Source organism: Pseudomonas rhodesiae, from assembly GCF_007858255.1.
Classification (GTDB): Bacteria; Pseudomonadota; Gammaproteobacteria; order Pseudomonadales; family Pseudomonadaceae; genus Aquipseudomonas; species Aquipseudomonas rhodesiae.
Map to the genome: position 1 here is coordinate 15,614 of NZ_VFEU01000017.1, position 17,973 is coordinate 33,586.

The following is a 17,973-nucleotide window of genomic DNA, read 5'->3' on the forward strand; positions in this document are numbered from 1 at the left end:
GGCATCGAACGTAGCGCCCCGTCAGCCAACGAGCGAAGCCCGCATTTGATAATTGTTTGCATTTGAACGTCAAGGCACTTAAGGATTGAAATGAAGTTTCTATGCTCCTCCGCCGCACTGGCACCCAATACCAGCCTCGGCTTTGATATCGACGGGTGCAAGTTATTGGCTGTGCGCCGCGATGGCATTGCTTACTTCTATATCAACCGTTGCCCCCACCGCGGTGTTGCACTGGAGTGGCAACCCGGCCAATTCCTCGACGACAGCGCCAGCCTGATCCAGTGCGCGACGCACGGCGCCTTGTTCCTGATTGAAACCGGCGAGTGCATCGCCGGACCCTGTGCCGGTAGAAGTCTGGTCGCCCTGCCCGGCCGCGAAGACGCACAGGGCCTGTGGGTGGACCTCTAGTCGAGCAGCACGTCCAGGCGGCGATCTACGCAAATCTCTTCGGCCGTAACACGCACGCCATAGGCCAGCACCTCCACCCCCGCCGCCTTGGCCTCGCGCAGCGCCGCGCCATAGGCCGCATCGATTTCCACGGCCGGGCGCACCGCATCGATCCCCGAAAGATTGACGCAGTACAACTGCACCGCCCGCACGCCATCCCGCGCCAGATAGGCCAACTCCCGCAGATGCTTAGCTCCGCGCTGGGTTACCGCATCGGGGAAGGCCGCCACTCTGGAATCATCGAAACCTAAGGTGACACTTTTAACTTCAACGTAGGCCGCGCCATGGGGATAGTCCAAACGGAAGTCGATACGGCTTTTCTCCTGGCCATAGGGGACTTCGCGCTTCAACGCGGTGAAGCCATCCAACTCGGCGATCACCCCAGCGCGTAGCGCCTCCTCAACCAATTGATTGGCGCGCGCCGTATTCACGCAGGCCAGGCGACCTTGGGGTGTTTCGGCGATTTCCCAGGTGCCGGGCAACTTGCGCCTGGGGTCATTGGAGCGGCTGAACCAGACCTGCCCGCCTTCGACCATGCAATTGAGCATGGAACCGGTATTCGGGCAGTGAATCGTGAGTAACTCGCCGGTAACGGTTTCGATATCGGTGAGAAAACGCTTGTAACGGCGAATCAAGCGGCCTTCTTCGAGGGGAGGATAAAAACGCATCAGCCTTGCCAACTCCGCAAACCACGGGCGATGCGCTCCACCGCCTCCTGCAGGCGTTCGACGCTCTGCGTGTAGGCAAAGCGCACATGATGGCCGGCCTGATAGCGGCCGAAATCCAGACCGGGCGTGAATGCAACGTGCTCGGTTTCAAGGAAATGACGACAAAATGCGAAGGCATCGCCGCCAAACGCGCGAATATCGGCGTATAGATAGAAGGCCCCTTCCGGCTCGACCTCAATGCCAAAGCCCAGCTCCCGTAGCGCCGGCAGCAGGAAATCGCGACGGCGACCGAACTCGGCGCGGCGCTCCTCCAGAATGCTCAATGTTTGCGGAGTGAAACACGCCAGCGCCGCATGCTGAGCCATGCTCGGCGCGCTGATGTAGAGGTTTTGTGCCAGCTTCTCCAGCTCACCCACCGCTGCGGGCGGCGCCACCAGCCAGCCCAGGCGCCAGCCGGTCATCCCGAAATACTTCGAAAAACTATTCAAGACGAAGGCGTCATCATCGACTTCCAGCACACTGGCGGCGTCGGTGCCGTAGGTGAGGCCGTGATAAATCTCATCCACCACCAGATGGCCATCGCGCGCTTTGATTGCACTCGACAGCCCGGCCAGTTCGTCACGGGTGAGAATCGTGCCGGTCGGATTCGCCGGCGATGCCACCAGGGCGCCCACACTGTCCTGGTTCCAATGCTTGTCCACCAAGTCGGCCGTCAGTTGATAGCGCATGTCCGGCCCTACCGGCACCAGTTGCGCGGCGCCCTCGACCAAGCGCAGAAAATGCCGGTTACATGGGTAACCGGGGTCTGCCAGCAGCCAGTGCTTGCCCGGATCAACCAGCAAGCTGCTGGCCAGCAGCAACGCACCGGAACCGCCGGGCGTGATCAGAATGCGTTCCGGATCGACATTCAAGCCGTAGCGTTGCTGATAAAACCCACTGATGGCTTCGCGCAGCTCCGGCAGGCCACGGGCGGCGGTGTAGCGGGTTTTGCCATTGGCCAGCGCGGCCTGGCCGGCCTGGATGATCGGCTCGGCCGTGGTGAAATCCGGCTCGCCGATTTCCAGGTGGATCACATCATGGCCGGCCGCTTGCAGCTCATTGGCGCGCGCCAGTAACGCCATGACATGAAAAGGTTCGATGGCGCGACTGCGCGCACTGTAGGGCTGGGCCATTAGCCTTCCTTAACGGTGAGGACAAAATCAGGATTCTACCGAACCCTCGCGGTAAAACATGCTCTATTGCCTGCTCGGTCGTTCGTGATGAACCCGGCACGCGCCAGCAAAACGACTAAAATCAACATTCGAGGCGATCCATACCCAGCCACAGCGGGCTGCTGCAGTTTGCAACCCCTGAGCGAAGGGCTTCGACAACCGGGAGTGGCGCACCCTGAATCTATCTGGTAAGTTCGCCCGCTTGCAGCCGCAGGGCCGGCAGGTGTCGGTGACGTTGCAATCCTGCGCAATGGATTAGAAGAGTGAGAGGCGGTCTATTCATGTCCACCCAAGCAAAGCAACAGCAGCAGAGCCTCAGCGGCTTCACACCTTACGTCGAAACGAAGGGTGAGGAGTACATGGGCAAGCCCATGCGCCAGCACTTCACCAAGATCCTGCAAAAGTGGAAGCAGGACTTGATGCAGGAAGTCGACCGCACGGTTGACCATATGAAGGACGAAGCCGCCAACTTCCCGGACCCGGCCGACCGTGCCAGCCAGGAAGAAGAGTTCGCCCTCGAACTGCGCGCTCGTGATCGCGAACGCAAGCTGATCAAGAAAATCGACAAGACGCTGCAACTGATCGAAGACGAAGAATACGGCTGGTGCGAATCCTGCGGCGTCGAGATCGGCATCCGTCGCCTGGAAGCCCGCCCAACCGCGGACCTGTGCGTAGACTGCAAGACCTTGGCCGAAATCAAGGAAAAACAGGTCGGCAAATAATCCTGCCGGGCTGACCGAATGGGGCGTGCGAACGCTCCATTTTTGTTTCTGGCGTTTGCCGATTTTCCAGTAGTATCCGGCCCATGACAGCCTCTACCTATATCGGGCGTTTCGCCCCCACGCCCAGCGGCCATTTGCATTTCGGCTCCCTGGTCGCCGCCCTCGCCTCCTACCTCGACGCCCGCGCCAATCAAGGCCTCTGGCTGATGCGCATGGAAGACCTGGATCCCCCCCGCGAAGAGCCCGGCGCCCAGGCGGCGATTCTTCATGCCTTGGAGAGCTATGGATTCGAGTGGGACGGTGAACTCGTCCGACAAAGCGAACGGCATGATGCCTACGCCAAAGTATTGAACGACCTGTTCAACCACGGCCTGGCCTACGCCTGCACCTGCTCACGCAAACAGCTGGAGCCTTACAACGGCATCTACCCGGGCCTTTGTCGTAACGCCGGTCATGACCCGCACGACGCAGCCATCCGTTTGCGTGTTCCGGAACTGGAATACCACTTTACCGACCGAGTACAGGGCCATTTCCGACAGCACTTGGGCCGTCAGGTCGGCGATTTTGTTATCCGTCGGCGCGACGGCCTCTACGCCTACCAGTTGGCCGTGGTGTTGGACGATGCCTGGCAGGGCGTGACCGACATCGTGCGCGGCGCCGACCTTTTGGACTCCACGCCACGCCAGCTGTACCTGCAAGAACTGCTGGGCTTGCGCCAACCGCGCTATTTGCATGTACCGTTGATCGTTCAGCCGGACGGCCACAAATTGGGCAAGTCCTATCGCTCACCGCCGTTGATACCCGACCAAGCCACGCCTTTGCTGTTAAGAGCCTTGCGTGCCCTTGGCCAACAACCGGGCAGCGAACTGCTCTACGCCAGCGCGCGCGAGCTGCTCGATTGGGGCGTCCGGCATTGGGATGCCAACCGCATCCCGCGCGCGCTTACGTTGGCAGAAGCGCAGTTGAGCTGAAGGCGCTTGCAGCTTGCCAGCCATCCGTTACCATCGCGGCAGTTTTTAACTCAGAGGCCAACATGTACATCTATCGATTGGTCCTGCTGTTGGTCGTCGGGATCTACCTGTTTTCCCCCGCCATCATGGATTGGTGGATCGACGCCACCGGCGCCTGGTATCGCCCGTATCTGCTGTGGCTGATCCTGATCGTCGTGACCTTCATCCTGCAGAGCCAAAAAGATGCCGATGAGCTTTAGCCTCACTCAGATGCTGCTGATCAGCGCCGCCTACCTGGCCGCGCTGTTCGGCGTCGCCTGGATCAGTGAGCGCGGGATGATCCCGCGGGCGATCATTCGCCATCCATTGACCTACACCTTGTCCCTGGGGGTCTACGCCAGCGCCTGGGCGTTCTATGGCACGGTGGGCCTGGCTTATCAGTATGGCTACGGGTTTCTGTCCAGCTACCTCGGCGTATCCGGAGCATTCCTACTGGCGCCGGTGCTGCTGTACCCCATATTGAAAATCACCCGGACTTACCAGCTGTCGTCCCTGGCCGACCTGTTTGCGTTTCGCTTCCGCAGCACCTGGGCCGGTGCGCTGACCACCGTGTTCATGCTGATTGGCGTGTTGCCCTTGCTGGCCTTGCAGATCCAAGCGGTGGCCGACTCCATCAGCATCCTTACCCATGAGCCGGTGCAGCATCGCGTGGCCCTGGCGTTTTGCGCGCTGATCACGCTGTTCACGATTTTCTTCGGTTCACGCCACATCGCCACCCGAGAAAAGCACCAGGGGCTGGTATTCGCGATAGCCTTCGAATCGGTAATCAAGCTGATCGCCATTGGCGGCGTCGGTCTCTATGCGCTCTATGGCGTGTTCGATGGCCCACAACAGTTGGAGCTTTGGCTGCTGCAGAACCAGACCGCCCTCGCCGCCCTGCACACCCCCTTGCAGGAAGGCCCGTGGCGCACATTGCTGCTGGTGTTCTTCGCGTCGGCAATCGTGATGCCGCACATGTATCACATGACGTTCACCGAGAACCTCAACCCCCGCGCGCTGGTGAGTGCAAGCTGGGGCCTGCCGCTGTTCCTGCTGTTGATGAGCCTCGCCGTGCCGCTGATCCTCTGGGCCGGCCTGAAGCTGGGCGCTACCACCAACCCGGAATACTTCACCCTCGGCATTGGCATGGCCGCCAATAGCCCGGCCCTGGCATTGCTGGCCTATGTCGGCGGTCTGTCGGCGGCCAGTGGCCTGATTATCGTCACCACCCTGGCGCTGTCGGGCATGGCGCTCAACCATTTGGTGCTGCCGCTGTACCAGCCGCCGGCGGAAGGCAATATCTACCGCTGGCTGAAATGGACACGCCGTGCGCTGATCGTCGCCATCATCATGGCCGGCTACGGCTTCTACCTGATGCTCGGCGCTGGGCAAGACCTGGCCAACCTGGGCATCGTGGCGTTTGTGGCCACCTTGCAGTTCTTGCCGGGGGTGCTGTCGGTGCTGTACTGGCCGACCGCCAATCGTCGTGGTTTTATCGCGGGGCTGCTCGCGGGGATTCTGGTGTGGGTCGTGACCATGCTGCTGCCACTGGTCGGCAACCTCCAGGGTTTCTACATCCCGTTGCTGAATATGATTTACGTATTGGACGACACCAGTTGGCACATGGCCGCGATTGCCTCCCTGGCCGCCAACGTTTTGATGTTCACCCTGATCTCGCTGTTCACCAACGCCAGCCCCGAGGAAACCAGCGCCGCCGAAGCCTGCGCAGTGGACAACGTGCGCCGCCCGCAACGCCGTGAACTGCACGCAGCCTCGCCCCAAGAGTTCGCCACGCAACTAGCCAAACCCCTGGGCGCCAAGGCCGCACAAAAGGAAGTCGAGCAAGCGCTGCGCGATCTTTATTTGCCCTTTGACGAGCGCCGCCCGTATGCGCTGCGCCGCCTGCGCGACCGCATCGAAGCCAACCTGTCCGGCCTGATGGGCCCCAGCGTTTCCCAGGACATGGTCGAAACCTTTCTGCCCTACAAGGCCGGCGGCGAAAACTACGTGACCGAAGACATTCACTTTATCGAGAGTCGCCTGGAGGACTACCACTCGCGCCTCACCGGCCTGGCCGCCGAACTTGATGCGTTACGCCGTTACCACCGCCAGACCCTGCAGGAGTTGCCCATGGGCGTGTGCTCCCTGGCCAAGGATCAAGAGATTCTGATGTGGAACAAGGCCATGGAAGAGCTGACCGGTATCGCCGCGCAGCGCGTAGTGGGCTCGCGCCTCACGACTCTGGGCGAACCGTGGAAAGAGTTGCTGCAAGGTTTTATCAACCTGCCTGATGAGCACTTGCACAAACAGCACCTGGCCCTCGATGGCCAGACCCGCTGGCTCAACCTGCACAAAGCCGCCATCGACGAGCCCCTGGCCCCCGGCAACAGCGGTTTGGTGTTACTCGTGGAAGATTTGACCGAAACCCAGATGCTCGAAGACAAACTGGTGCATTCCGAGCGCCTGGCCAGCATTGGTCGCCTGGCTGCGGGTGTGGCCCACGAGATCGGCAACCCGATCACCGGCATTGCCTGCCTGGCGCAGAACCTGCGCGAAGAACGGGAAGAAGACGGTGAAATCACTGAAATCAGCGGGCAGATCCTTGAACAGACCAAGCGCGTATCGCGCATCGTGCAGTCGTTGATGAGCTTTGCCCATTCCGGCGCTCATCAGAATCAGGACGAGGCGGTGTGCTTGGCTGAGGTCGCGCAGGATGCCATCGGGCTGCTGGCCTTGAACCGACGCAATTTCGAAGTACAGTTTTTCAACCTGTGCGATCCCGATCATTGGGTCGACGGCGACTCGCAACGCCTGGCCCAAGTCCTGATCAACCTGTTGTCCAACGCTCGCGACGCCTCGCCCCCCCACAGTGCGGTACGCGTCAAGAGCGAGGCTTTCGAGCACACGATCGACCTGATCGTGGAGGATGAAGGCAGCGGCATTCCACAGAACATCATGGACCGATTGTTCGAACCCTTCTTCACTACCAAGGATCCGGGTGAAGGCACCGGTCTGGGCCTTGCACTGGTCTATTCCATCGTTGAAGAGCATTATGGACAAATCACCATCGACAGCCCGGCTGACACCGAAAGCCAACGCGGCACCCGTATTCGGGTGACCTTGCCGCGTCATGTCGAAGCGACGTCCGCTGTGAACTGAGACCGTCGAGAGAATTGAATCAATGCCGCACATTTTGATCGTCGAAGACGAAACCATTATCCGCTCTGCCTTGCGTCGCCTGCTTGAACGCAATCAGTATCAAGTCAGCGAAGCCGGCTCGGTGCAGGAAGCCCAGGAGCGCTTCAGCATTCCCACGTTCGACTTGATCGTCAGCGACCTGCGCTTGCCCGGGGCGCCCGGCACTGAGTTGATCAAACTCGGCCAAGGCACCCCGGTGCTGATCATGACCAGCTACGCCAGCCTGCGCTCGGCAGTGGACTCCATGAAGATGGGCGCGGTGGACTACATCGCCAAGCCTTTCGACCATGACGAGATGCTCCAGGCAGTAGCCCGCATCCTGCGCGACCGCCAGTCGGCCAGCAGCGCCCCCGCCGAGCAGCGCCCCGCCGGCAAGGCCGCCAACGGCTCAGACAAGCCCGGCGTCGACAACAGCAACGGCGAGATCGGCATCATCGGCTCCTGCCCACCGATGCAGGACCTTTACGGCAAGATCCGCAAAGTCGCCCCCACCGACTCCAATGTACTGATCCAGGGTGAATCCGGGACCGGTAAGGAACTGGTGGCCCGCGCCCTGCACAACCTCTCCAAGCGCGCCAAGGCTCCGATGATTTCGGTGAACTGCGCGGCGATCCCAGAATCGCTGATTGAATCCGAGCTGTTCGGCCACGAGAAAGGCGCCTTTACCGGCGCCAGCGCTGGACGTGCGGGGCTGGTGGAAGCGGCGGACGGCGGCACGCTGTTCCTCGACGAAATCGGCGAGCTGCCGCTGGAAGCACAGGCGAGGCTGCTGCGAGTACTGCAGGAAGGCGAGATTCGCCGTGTAGGCTCGGTGCAATCGCAAAAGGTGGATGTGCGCCTGATCGCGGCGACCCACCGCGATCTCAAGAGCCTGGCCAAGATCGGTCAGTTCCGCGAAGACTTGTACTACCGCTTGCATGTGATCGCTCTCAAACTGCCAGCGTTGCGCGAGCGTGGCGCCGACGTCAACGAGATCGCCAATGCCTTCCTGCAGCGTCAAAGCGCGCGCATCAACCGTACCGACCTGAAGTTTGCCCCGGACGCCGAACAGGCTATTCGGCATTACTCATGGCCGGGTAACGTTCGCGAGCTGGAGAACGCCGTGGAGCGCGCGGTGATTCTGTCGGAAAGCCCGGAAATTTCCGCTGAGCTGCTGGGCATCGACATCGAACTCAGCGACCTGGAAGACGACGAGTTCATCGGCTTGGCGCCGCAACAGGGCGCGGCCAGTAACACCAGCCATGAGCCGACGGAAGATCTGTCGCTGGAAGATTACTTCCAGCATTTCGTCCTGGAGCATCAGGACCACATGACCGAGACCGAGCTGGCGCGCAAATTAGGCGTGAGCCGCAAGTGCCTGTGGGAACGCCGTCAGCGCTTGGGCATTCCTCGGCGTAAGACCGGCGTGGCCAGCGAGAGCTGAGCGCGCGCCCACCGGTAACACCGGCAAATGTGAAAAAACTGTTACCGCGGACAATCCGCGTAACAAAAGCCGGGGCTTACGGTAACGAAGCCCCGGCTTTTTTTGGCCTGTCAAAAAACCGAAACCTCTTCAACCCCCCGGTTTTGCTGGACGGCACAAAAGTTGGCACGCCCCCTGCTATATGCTTAGTACAAAAACAATAACAAGCTTTGTACAAGACAATAAAAATAAGACGAATCGACTCACGCATAACAAAAACAACACGGCGGAGGCGCAGCTAACTGATTCTTTTGGAGAGGCGTTGCATTTGGGGCTTGCCCCGCAACCAGGCCGAGAACAACAAAAACTGCCCTAAGGCAGAGCCTGAACTGGTTGGATCGTAGATCAGCAACACAGCGACCAAAGCAATCCGTTTGCTCTTGACTCCCGATTGGGAGTGTCATGAAGGTGAAGCTTCATGGCGAGGGCGATCAACAAAAACAAGAAGCCCGAAATCAATAATAAAAATAGAGCACGCAACTACTTCTGGGGGAGCTTCGGCTCCCCTTGTAGTTTCCGCGATTTGACCTTCCAAAGCTTATGGCGCAATGCCTGTAGCTTGTTCCTACACCATCCCCTGACTAAATGCTAGAATCCCGGCCCATCATGCGGTCATTCTTCGTTTTGGCCGAACATTCCTTCAAACAGTGCATCCCATGCTGAAGAAGCTGTTCCAGTCATTCCGTTCTCCCTTGCGTCGTACGCAACACAAACGCAGCACGCCTGAAGTGCTCAATAGCAGCCAGCATTCGCTGCAACGCGCTCAGTTCAGCCGTTATGCGGTGAATATTGTCGAACGGTTGCAGAACGCCGGCTACCAGGCCTATCTGGTGGGTGGTTGCGTACGCGACATGCTGCTCAACATCACGCCCAAGGACTTCGACGTCGCCACCAGCGCCACGCCCGAACAAGTGCGCGCCGAGTTTCGCAATGCGCGGATCATCGGTCGCCGGTTCAAATTGGTGCATATCCACTTTGGCCGAGAAATCATCGAAGTCGCCACATTCCGCGCCGGGCATCCGCAAAACGATGAAGAGGAAGACACCAACCAGTCTTCCCGCAACGAAAGCGGGCGTATCCTGCGTGACAACGTGTACGGCACCCTGGAAGAAGATGCGCAGCGCCGCGACTTCACCATCAACGCCTTGTATTACGACCCGGTCAGCGAGCGCATCCTCGATTACGCCAACGGCGTGCACGATATTCGCAACAACCTGATCCGCCTGATCGGCGACCCGACCCAGCGCTACCAAGAAGACCCGGTACGCATGCTGCGGGCCGTGCGGTTCGCCGCCAAGCTGAACTTCGGGATCGAGAAACACACCGCCGCCCCCATTCGCGACCTGGCGCCGATGCTGCGGGAAATCCCCTCGGCGCGCCTGTTCGAAGAAGTGCTCAAGCTGTTCCTCTCGGGTTACGCGGCCGATACCTTCGAAATGCTCGTCGACCTGCAGTTGTTCGATCCGCTGTTCCCGGCCAGTGCCGAGGCGCTTGAATACAACCCGACCTACACCCATACGCTGATCAGCGAAGCGCTGATCAATACCGACCTGCGCATCAAGCAGAACAAGCCGGTGACACCGGCCTTCCTGTTTGCTGCGCTGTTGTGGCCAGCCCTGCCAAAACGTGTGCTGCGCTTGCAGGAACGGGGCATGCCGCCGATTCCGGCCATGCAGGAAGCCGCTCACGAGTTGATCGCTGAGCAGTGCCAGCGCATTGCGATTCCGAAACGTTTCACCCTGCCGATCCGCGAGATCTGGGACATGCAGGAACGCCTGCCACGCCGCAGCGGCAAACGCGCCGATCTGTTGCTGGACAACCCGCGCTTCCGCGCCGGCTACGATTTCTTGCTGTTGCGCGAAAGCGCCGGCGAACAGACCGACGGCCTGGGCGAATGGTGGACCGACTACCAGGATGCCAATGACAGCGAACGCCGCGAGATGATCCGTGAGCTGGGCAGCAAAGGCGAGGGTGCCGGCGAAGGGCCGAAAAAGCGTCGTCGCAGCGGTGCCAAGCGCAAACGTAGCGCCGCCGATACCTCGGGCACCGCAGGCGAGTAACCGTGGAACGTATCTACATCGGCATGGGCAGCAACCTGGCGGCCCCGGAGCAACAACTGCGCAGTGCTGTCCAAGCGCTGGCGCGGTTGCCCGGCTCTACCCTCGCAGGGGTATCCGCGTTCTATCAAAGTGACTCCCTATTGCCCGGGCAACCACGTTACACCAACGCGGTGGCAGCCTTGGACAGCGACCTGGCGCCCCTGGACCTGCTCGACGCGCTGCAAGCTATCGAAAACGACCAAGGCCGCGAACGCCTCGAACGCTGGGGCCCTCGTACCCTCGACCTGGATATCCTGCTGTTTGGCGATCACCTGATCGACCAGCCGCGCCTGAAAGTGCCCCACTACCAGATGCACCTGCGTGCGTTTGTGTTGTACCCGTTGGCCGAACTGGCGCCCGCCGCATTGCAATTGCCGGATGGCAGACGCCTCAGCGCCCTGCTTGAAGCCTGCCCGTTTGTCGGCCTGGAACGGCTCCCAGTTGCTGAATCGCGTCAGTAACAGCGGTAACACCGCCGTCGTAACAATGCGGTAACACATCCAATTGACTTCCCGTGTCCTCCTCACGACTATAGGCGTCCCGCTGCCGCCAACCCGGCGCTAAAGGGCGCAATCCAGGCCTTATAAGCACTGCTCTCAAGACAGTGCGCCTGTATAAACGAAGACTCACGCGCGTTACTCGCTGTTTCCAAGCGCCTGAACGAGGACCCTTTTCATGCCAGACATTACCCTGACCACCTTGCAGAGCCTCAAGCTCAAAGGTGAAAAAATCGCCATGCTGACCTGCTATGACGCCACTTTCGCCCACGCCAGTTGCCAGGCCGGGGTCGAGGTGTTGCTGGTGGGCGACTCCCTGGGCATGGTTCTTCAAGGGAATGACAGCACACTGCCTGTGACCACGGATGAACTGGCGTACCACACCGCCAGCGTCAAGCGCGGCAATGATGGTGCGTTCATCATCGCCGACCTCCCATTCATGGGTTACGCCACCCTCGAACAAACCTTCCTGAACGCCGGCAAACTGATGCAGGCTGGCGCCCACATGGTCAAGGTCGAAGGCGCCGTATGGCTGGCCGAGTCGATCCGCCTGCTGGCTGAGCGCGGCGTGCCGGTATGCGCACACATGGGCCTCACCCCGCAGTCGGTCAATCTGCTCGGCGGCTATAAAGTGCAAGGCCGCCAGGAAGCCCAAGCGCGACAGATGCGTGCCGACGCCATCGCCCTGGAGCAAGCCGGCGCCGCAATGATTCTGCTGGAATGCGTGCCGAGCGAACTGGCCGCTGAAATCACCCAGGCCGTCAAAGTACCGGTGATTGGAATTGGCGCCGGTTCGGCCACCGATGGCCAGGTACTGGTGCTGCACGACATGCTCGGGCTGTCGATCAGCGGCCGGGTTCCGAAGTTCGTCAAGAACTTCATGCTCGGCCAGGACAGCATCCACGCCGCGTTGAGCGCCTATGTCGCCGAAGTCAAAGGCGTGACCTTCCCCGGCGCCGAACACGGATTTTCTGCATGAACACCGTAAAAACCGTACGAGAACTGCGATCGGCCGTGGCCCATGCGCGCAAGGCCGGCAAACGCATCGGCTTTGTGCCCACCATGGGCAACCTGCACAGCGGCCACGCCACGCTGGTGACCAAGGCCGCGCAGCAGGCCGAGTTCGTGGTGGCGAGTATCTTCGTCAACCCACTGCAATTCGGGGCCGGCGAAGACCTGGAGAAATACCCCCGCACCCTGGCCGCCGACCAGGAAAAACTCCTGCAGGCCGGCTGCAACCTGCTGTTCGCGCCGACCGTCGAAGAGATGTACCCCGACGGCATGGCCGGCCAGACCCGCGTCAGTGTTCCGCAATTGTCCGAAGGCCTTTGTGGCGCCAGCCGCCCCGGTCACTTCGAGGGCGTGGCCACGGTAGTCAGCAAGCTGTTCAATATGGTTCAGCCGGACATCGCGGTGTTTGGTCAAAAGGACTACCAGCAACTGGCCGTGATTCGCGCCATGGTGCGCGACCTGAACATGCCGATCCAGATCATCGGCGAACCCACCGTACGCGCCGACGACGGCCTGGCGCTGTCCTCGCGCAACGGTTACCTCAGCGATGAACAACGTGCCATCGCGCCGGTGCTGTACCGCAGCCTCAGCCAGATGGCCGCTGCGATCAAATCCGGCGATCGCGATTTCGCCAGGCTGCGCGCCGAACAGGTGGAGCAGATCGAAGCCGCCGGGTTGCGCCTGGATTACCTGGAAGTGCGTCAGGGCATAAATCTGCGCCCGGCCACGGCCGAAGACCGTGACCTGGTGATTCTGGTCGCCGCCTATCTGGGCGCAACCCGCCTGATCGATAACCTGCACTTGACCCTCGACTGACCCTGCCGACACTCCGCCATTGCTCCGCCCGCTGTGCCGGTATAAAAAAGTACCGGCTACAGCACAGACAAAGCCAAGACATATGCCCACGCTAGGTTTAATGTAATCGCCCTGCGCTATGGTTAGCGCTATCTGGAACCCAGCCCTTGATAAAAGACTGGATGTTCCGGGCTTTGAAGTGTCCTAAAGGCAGTCCCCGTAATAAAAGGAAACCCGCAGCGATGGCGTACTACCGCACTCCTCATGACGTTACCGCTCTGCCCGCCTGGCAAGCGCTCACTCAACACCGCCAAGCCATGCAGGATTTCAGCATGCGCGAAGCGTTCAATGCCGATCCCCAGCGTTTTTCCCAATTCACCTTGAGCAGCTGCGGACTTTTCCTCGATTACTCGAAAAACCTGATTACCAGCGAAACCCGTGACCTGCTGGTGGCCCTGGCCAAGGAAGTCAATCTCAAGGGCGCCATCGATTCGCTGTATGCCGGCGACCCGGTCAACTCGTCCGAAGGCCGCCCGGCCCTGCACACGGCACTGCGCCGTCCGGTGGGCGACAAGTTGTCGGTCAACGGCGTGAACATCATGCCGGACGTGCACAAAGTGCTGAATCAGATCACTGATCTGGTCGGCCGCATCCATGACGGCTTGTGGCGTGGCTACACCGAAAAACCGATCACCGACGTGGTGAACATCGGTATCGGTGGCTCGTTCCTCGGCCCGGAGCTGGTCTCCGAAGCCCTGCTGTCCTACGCTCATAAGGGCGTACGCTGCCATTACCTGGCGAACATCGACGGCAGTGAGTTCCACGAACTGACCATGAAGCTGCGCGCCGAGACCACGCTGTTTATCGTCTCGTCGAAATCCTTCAACACCCTGGAAACCTTGAAGAACGCCCAAGCCGCACGCGCATGGTACCTGGCCCAGGGTGGCTCGGAAGCCGAGCTGTATCGCCACTTTATTGCGGTGTCGAGCAACAACGCGGCAGCCGTGGCCTTCGGTATCCGCGAAGAAAACATCTTCCCGATGTGGGATTGGGTCGGCGGCCGTTACTCGCTGTGGTCGGCCATCGGCTTGCCCATCGCCCTGGCCATCGGTATGTCCAACTTCAAGGAATTGCTGTCCGGCGCCTACACCATGGACCAGCATTTCCAGAACGCACCGTTCGAAGCCAACATGCCCGTGCTGCTGGGCCTTTTGGGCGTGTGGTACGGCAACTTCTGGGGTGCGCAGAGCCATGCGATCCTGCCGTACGACCACTATCTGCGTAACATCACCAAGCACTTGCAACAGTTGGACATGGAATCCAACGGCAAGAGCGTGCGCCAGGACGGCACGCCGGTGTCCACCGACACAGGCCCGGTGATCTGGGGCGGCGTGGGGTGCAACGGTCAACACGCGTACCACCAGTTGCTGCACCAAGGGACTCAGTTGATTCCGGCCGACTTCATCGTGCCGATTGTCAGCTTCAACCCTGTGTCCGATCACCATCAGTGGCTGTACGCCAACTGCCTGTCCCAAAGCCAGGCGCTGATGCTCGGCAAAACCCGCAGCGAAGCCGAAGCCGAGTTGCGTGACAAGGGCATCGCCGAGGAAGAGGTGCAGAAGCTGGCGCCGCATAAGGTGATCCCGGGCAACCGTCCGAGCAACACGTTGGTGGTCGAGCGCATCAGCCCGCGCCGCCTGGGTGCTCTGGTCGCCATGTATGAGCACAAAGTGTTCGTACAAAGCGTGATCTGGGGTATCAACGCTTTCGACCAATGGGGTGTGGAGCTGGGTAAAGAACTGGGCAAGGGCGTGTACAACCGCCTGACCGGTGCCGAAGAAACCTCGGCCGAGGATGCTTCGACCCAGGGCCTGATCAACTACTTCCGCGGGCGTCACCGCGGCTGATCGCACTGCCCGCAAGGCCAACGTCCGTTTGGACGTTGGCCTTGCCCCCTCCCCACGCTGGGTGCATCTTTATGCCTTGTCCCGACAACAAGAATAAGGACCGCTCATGTTCGATATCAGCACGTTTCCCGCCGCCGATGCCGTCCGCCGGGCAGCACAACTCAGTCAAGAGGACTATCAGCGCCTCTACCGCCAATCCATCGAGCAACCCGATACTTTTTGGGCCGAGCAGGCCAGCGTTTTTCTCGACTGGACAACCCCATGGCATACCGTCCAACTGTCAGATATCAACACCGGTGCCGCCCAATGGTTCGCCGGCGGCCAGTTGAACGTCAGCTATAACTGCATCGATCGCCACCTCCAGCACCGCGCCGATCAGCCGGCCTTCATCTGGGAGGGCGACGATCCGACAAACTCCAGCAAGATCACCTACCGCCAACTGCACCAGAACGTTTGCCGCCTGGCCAACGCGCTGAAAAGTCGTGGCGTGAAGAAAGGTGACCGGGTGTGCATCTACATGCCCATGATCCCCGAAGCCGCCTACGCCATGCTGGCCTGCACGCGCATCGGCGCGGTGCACTCGGTCGTGTTCGGTGGTTTCTCGCCGGATGCCCTGCGCGACCGCATCCTGGATGCCGATTGCCGCACCGTGATCACCGCCGACGAGGGCGTGCGCGGCGGCAAGCCGGTGGCGCTGAAAAACAATGTCGACAAAGCCCTGGCCAGTTGCCCGCGTGTCAGCACCGTGCTGGTTGTGCAACGTACCGGCGCGGCCGTGAATTGGAGCGACGGCCGTGACCTGAAATATCGAGAAACCCTGGCCGCCGCCAGCGATGATTGCCCGCCCGAGCCGATGGACGCCGAAGACCCGCTGTTCATCCTGTACACCTCCGGCAGCACCGGCAAACCCAAGGGCGTGCTGCACACCACCGGGGGCTACCTGCTGCAAGCGGCGATGACCTTCAAGTACGTGCTCGACTACCGCGACGGCGAAGTCTTCTGGTGCACCGCCGATGTCGGCTGGGTCACCGGCCACAGCTATATCGTGTATGGACCGCTGGCCAACGGCGCCACCTCGTTGATGTTCGAAGGCGTCCCCAGCTACCCGGACAGCTCGCGCTTCTGGCAAGTGATCGACAAGCACCAGGTGAATATTTTCTATACCGCCCCCACCGCGTTACGCGCCTTGATGCGTGAGGGACACGGCCCGCTGGAAAGCACTTCCCGCGCCAGCCTGCGCGTGCTGGGCAGCGTAGGCGAGCCCATCAACCCGGAAGCCTGGGACTGGTACTTCAACGCCGTGGGCGAACAACGTTGCCCGATTGTCGATACCTGGTGGCAGACCGAAACCGGCGGCATCATGCTCAGCCCGCTGGTCAGTGCCCAGCGCATCAAACCCGGCTGCGCTACTCAGCCGATGTTTGGCGTGCAGCCGGTACTGCTGGACGAACACGGCCACCCTTTCACTGGCCCAGGCAGCGGCGTGCTGGCAATCCAGGCCAGCTGGCCGGGGCAGATCCGCAGCGTCTACGGCGATCCGCAACGCATGATCGACACTTATTTCAAACCCTACCCCGGCTATTACTTCACCGGCGACGGCGCGCGCCGCGATGAGGATGGCGATTACTGGATCACCGGGCGTATCGATGATGTGATCAACGTTTCCGGTCACCGCATCGGTACTGCCGAAGTGGAGAGCGCTTTGGTTCTGCACGACCAAGTGGCCGAAGCCGCGGTGGTGGGCTATCCCCATGATGTGAAGGGTCAGGGCATCTATGCATTTGTCACGCCCATGAACGGCGTGGAGCCCAGCGATGCGCTGAAAAAACACCTGTTGGAACTGGTCAGCCAGGAAATCGGCAGCTTTGCCAAGCCGGAACTGCTCCAATGGGCACCGGCCCTGCCGAAAACCCGTTCCGGCAAGATCATGCGCAGAATTCTGCGCAAGATTGCCTGCAACGAGCTGGACAGCCTCGGCGACACCTCAACCCTGGCCGACCCCAGCGTAGTGGACGGCCTGATCGACAAACGCTTGAACCGATAGGAAGCCTCACGTCGCCATGGAATTTATCCGCAGCCGTATCGAAAGCCAGTTGATGAGTCTGACGGGGCTGTCACTGGGCCAGTTGGACCTGGAGAACCCCAAGGGCGATCCAGGCCTGTTCGGGCCGGATTCGGTCAGTTGGCAAGTGCATGGCGACTTCAGCAGCATGCTGATCGGCGGGATCAGCGCATTGATGCTGCAAGCCCTGCACCCCTTGGCCCTGGCCGGGGTGTGGGACCACTCGAACTTTCGCCAGGACATGCTTGGACGTCTGCGACGTACCTCGCAGTTCATTTCCGGCACCACCTTCGGCGCACGCAAGGACGCTGATTGGCTGATCGAGAAAGTGCGCACCATCCACCTGCAAGTGGTCGGCCACGCCCCGGACGGGCGCCCCTACGCGGCGAGCGATCCGGCGCTGCTGACGTGGGTGCATGTGGCGGAAGTGAGCAACTTTCTCGCCGCCCATCTGCGCTATCGCAACCCACGCCTCTCAGGCGCCGATCAGGACCGTTACTACAGCGAGATTGCGCTGGTCGCCGAACGCTTGGGCGCGCAGAACGTACCGCGTTCCAGGCAGGAAATTTCTGAGTATCTAGAGCGCATCCGCCCCGAACTGCTATGCGACGAGCGCAGCCGGGAAGTGCTACGCCTGCTGCTCAATGCGCCCGCGCCCAGCCCCTTGGCCAAGCCGTTTGGCGCTTTGATGATGCAGGCCGGCATCGACCTGCTGCCGGATTGGGCCAGTGAAATGCTCGATCAGCATCAGAGCCCGCTGCAGCGCCGGATGATCCGAGCCGGGGTCAAGCGCAGCGCACCGTTGCTACGCTGGGCGATGCGCGATGGTTCGGTGCAGCGCGCCCATCGACGGATGGGGTTGCTGTAGGCCGCATCCCTTAGCTGGTAGACTTCGCGCCCTCATT

General features: G+C 60.8%; 15 protein-coding genes. 13 read left to right on the plus strand and 2 right to left on the minus strand.

Annotated elements, in window-relative coordinates; translation table 11 throughout:
* The first annotated feature begins 90 nt into the window (after positions 1-90).
* Positions 91-408: a Rieske (2Fe-2S) protein gene (locus FIV35_RS20900; protein WP_034139305.1), complete on the plus strand. Its 318-nt coding sequence runs from the start codon at positions 91-93 to the stop codon at positions 406-408.
* On the opposite strand, the gene sfsA is transcribed toward FIV35_RS20900, so the two are convergent.
* On the minus strand, positions 405-1,115 hold the full coding sequence (sfsA, locus tag FIV35_RS20905) for a DNA/RNA nuclease SfsA (protein ID WP_034139306.1): 711 nt from the start codon (positions 1,113-1,115) through the stop codon (positions 405-407). The genes FIV35_RS20900 and sfsA overlap by 4 nt on opposite strands.
* Complete coding sequence (locus FIV35_RS20910) at positions 1,115-2,287, minus strand: pyridoxal phosphate-dependent aminotransferase (protein ID WP_034139307.1); 1,173 nt, start codon at positions 2,285-2,287, stop codon at positions 1,115-1,117. The genes sfsA and FIV35_RS20910 overlap by 1 nt, the downstream gene beginning before the upstream one ends.
* A gap of 320 nt (positions 2,288-2,607) precedes the next feature.
* Between FIV35_RS20910 and dksA the strand changes: the two genes are divergently transcribed.
* The 12 genes from dksA (at position 2,608) to FIV35_RS20970 (ending at position 17,936) form a co-directional block, all read left to right on the plus strand.
* Positions 2,608-3,048, plus strand: a complete 441-nt coding sequence (gene dksA, locus FIV35_RS20915; protein WP_034100675.1) for an RNA polymerase-binding protein DksA — start codon at positions 2,608-2,610, stop codon at positions 3,046-3,048.
* An 83-nt stretch (positions 3,049-3,131) separates the two neighbouring features.
* Positions 3,132-4,019, plus strand: a complete 888-nt coding sequence (gene gluQRS, locus FIV35_RS20920; protein ID WP_034139308.1) for a tRNA glutamyl-Q(34) synthetase GluQRS — start codon at positions 3,132-3,134, stop codon at positions 4,017-4,019.
* 62 nt (positions 4,020-4,081) lie between these two features.
* Positions 4,082-4,258 (plus strand): hypothetical protein, encoded by a 177-nt coding sequence (locus FIV35_RS20925; protein WP_003176118.1) that lies wholly within the window; start codon positions 4,082-4,084, stop codon positions 4,256-4,258.
* The gene (locus FIV35_RS20930) at positions 4,242-7,196 is read left to right on the plus strand and encodes a sensor histidine kinase (protein WP_162276695.1); all 2,955 of its coding nucleotides are present in this window, start codon (positions 4,242-4,244) and stop codon (positions 7,194-7,196) included. The genes FIV35_RS20925 and FIV35_RS20930 overlap by 17 nt, the downstream gene beginning before the upstream one ends.
* A 22-nt stretch (positions 7,197-7,218) precedes the next feature.
* Entirely contained in the window at positions 7,219-8,658 is a 1,440-nt protein-coding gene (locus FIV35_RS20935; RefSeq protein ID WP_034139309.1) for a sigma-54-dependent transcriptional regulator, read from the plus strand.
* Between the two features lie 695 nt (positions 8,659-9,353).
* The gene (locus tag FIV35_RS20940) at positions 9,354-10,757 is read left to right on the plus strand and encodes a polynucleotide adenylyltransferase PcnB (RefSeq protein ID WP_034139310.1); all 1,404 of its coding nucleotides are present in this window, start codon (positions 9,354-9,356) and stop codon (positions 10,755-10,757) included.
* A gap of 2 nt (positions 10,758-10,759) precedes the next feature.
* On the plus strand, positions 10,760-11,257 hold the full coding sequence (gene folK / locus FIV35_RS20945) for a 2-amino-4-hydroxy-6-hydroxymethyldihydropteridine diphosphokinase (RefSeq protein WP_034139311.1): 498 nt from the start codon (positions 10,760-10,762) through the stop codon (positions 11,255-11,257).
* A 214-nt stretch (positions 11,258-11,471) separates the two neighbouring features.
* Positions 11,472-12,272, plus strand: a complete 801-nt coding sequence (gene panB, locus FIV35_RS20950) for a 3-methyl-2-oxobutanoate hydroxymethyltransferase (protein ID WP_034100689.1) — start codon at positions 11,472-11,474, stop codon at positions 12,270-12,272.
* A complete protein-coding gene (panC, locus tag FIV35_RS20955; protein ID WP_034139312.1) occupies positions 12,269-13,120 on the plus strand; it encodes a pantoate--beta-alanine ligase in 852 nt (283 codons plus the stop codon). The genes panB and panC overlap by 4 nt, the downstream gene beginning before the upstream one ends.
* 221 nt (positions 13,121-13,341) lie before the next feature.
* Entirely contained in the window at positions 13,342-15,006 is a 1,665-nt protein-coding gene (pgi, locus tag FIV35_RS20960; RefSeq protein WP_034100692.1) for a glucose-6-phosphate isomerase, read from the plus strand.
* 106 nt (positions 15,007-15,112) lie between these two features.
* Entirely contained in the window at positions 15,113-17,050 is a 1,938-nt protein-coding gene (gene acs, locus FIV35_RS20965; RefSeq protein WP_034139313.1) for an acetate--CoA ligase, read from the plus strand.
* Between the two features lie 16 nt (positions 17,051-17,066).
* Positions 17,067-17,936 (plus strand): oxygenase MpaB family protein, encoded by an 870-nt coding sequence (locus FIV35_RS20970; protein WP_034139314.1) that lies wholly within the window; start codon positions 17,067-17,069, stop codon positions 17,934-17,936.
* Positions 17,937-17,973 lie beyond the last annotated feature (37 nt).

Coding starts and splice junctions, on each gene's coding strand:
- FIV35_RS20900 (WP_034139305.1), top strand. CDS start 91: ATGAAGTTTCTATGCTCCTCCGCCGCACTGGCACCCAATACCAGCCTC.
- sfsA (WP_034139306.1), bottom strand. CDS start 1,115: ATGCGTTTTTATCCTCCCCTCGAAGAAGGCCGCTTGATTCGCCGTTAC.
- FIV35_RS20910 (WP_034139307.1), bottom strand. CDS start 2,287: ATGGCCCAGCCCTACAGTGCGCGCAGTCGCGCCATCGAACCTTTTCAT.
- dksA (WP_034100675.1), top strand. CDS start 2,608: ATGTCCACCCAAGCAAAGCAACAGCAGCAGAGCCTCAGCGGCTTCACA.
- gluQRS (WP_034139308.1), top strand. CDS start 3,132: ATGACAGCCTCTACCTATATCGGGCGTTTCGCCCCCACGCCCAGCGGC.
- FIV35_RS20925 (WP_003176118.1), top strand. CDS start 4,082: ATGTACATCTATCGATTGGTCCTGCTGTTGGTCGTCGGGATCTACCTG.
- FIV35_RS20930 (WP_162276695.1), top strand. CDS start 4,242: ATGCCGATGAGCTTTAGCCTCACTCAGATGCTGCTGATCAGCGCCGCC.
- FIV35_RS20935 (WP_034139309.1), top strand. CDS start 7,219: ATGCCGCACATTTTGATCGTCGAAGACGAAACCATTATCCGCTCTGCC.
- FIV35_RS20940 (WP_034139310.1), top strand. CDS start 9,354: ATGCTGAAGAAGCTGTTCCAGTCATTCCGTTCTCCCTTGCGTCGTACG.
- panB (WP_034100689.1), top strand. CDS start 11,472: ATGCCAGACATTACCCTGACCACCTTGCAGAGCCTCAAGCTCAAAGGT.
- panC (WP_034139312.1), top strand. CDS start 12,269: ATGAACACCGTAAAAACCGTACGAGAACTGCGATCGGCCGTGGCCCAT.
- pgi (WP_034100692.1), top strand. CDS start 13,342: ATGGCGTACTACCGCACTCCTCATGACGTTACCGCTCTGCCCGCCTGG.
- acs (WP_034139313.1), top strand. CDS start 15,113: ATGTTCGATATCAGCACGTTTCCCGCCGCCGATGCCGTCCGCCGGGCA.
- FIV35_RS20970 (WP_034139314.1), top strand. CDS start 17,067: ATGGAATTTATCCGCAGCCGTATCGAAAGCCAGTTGATGAGTCTGACG.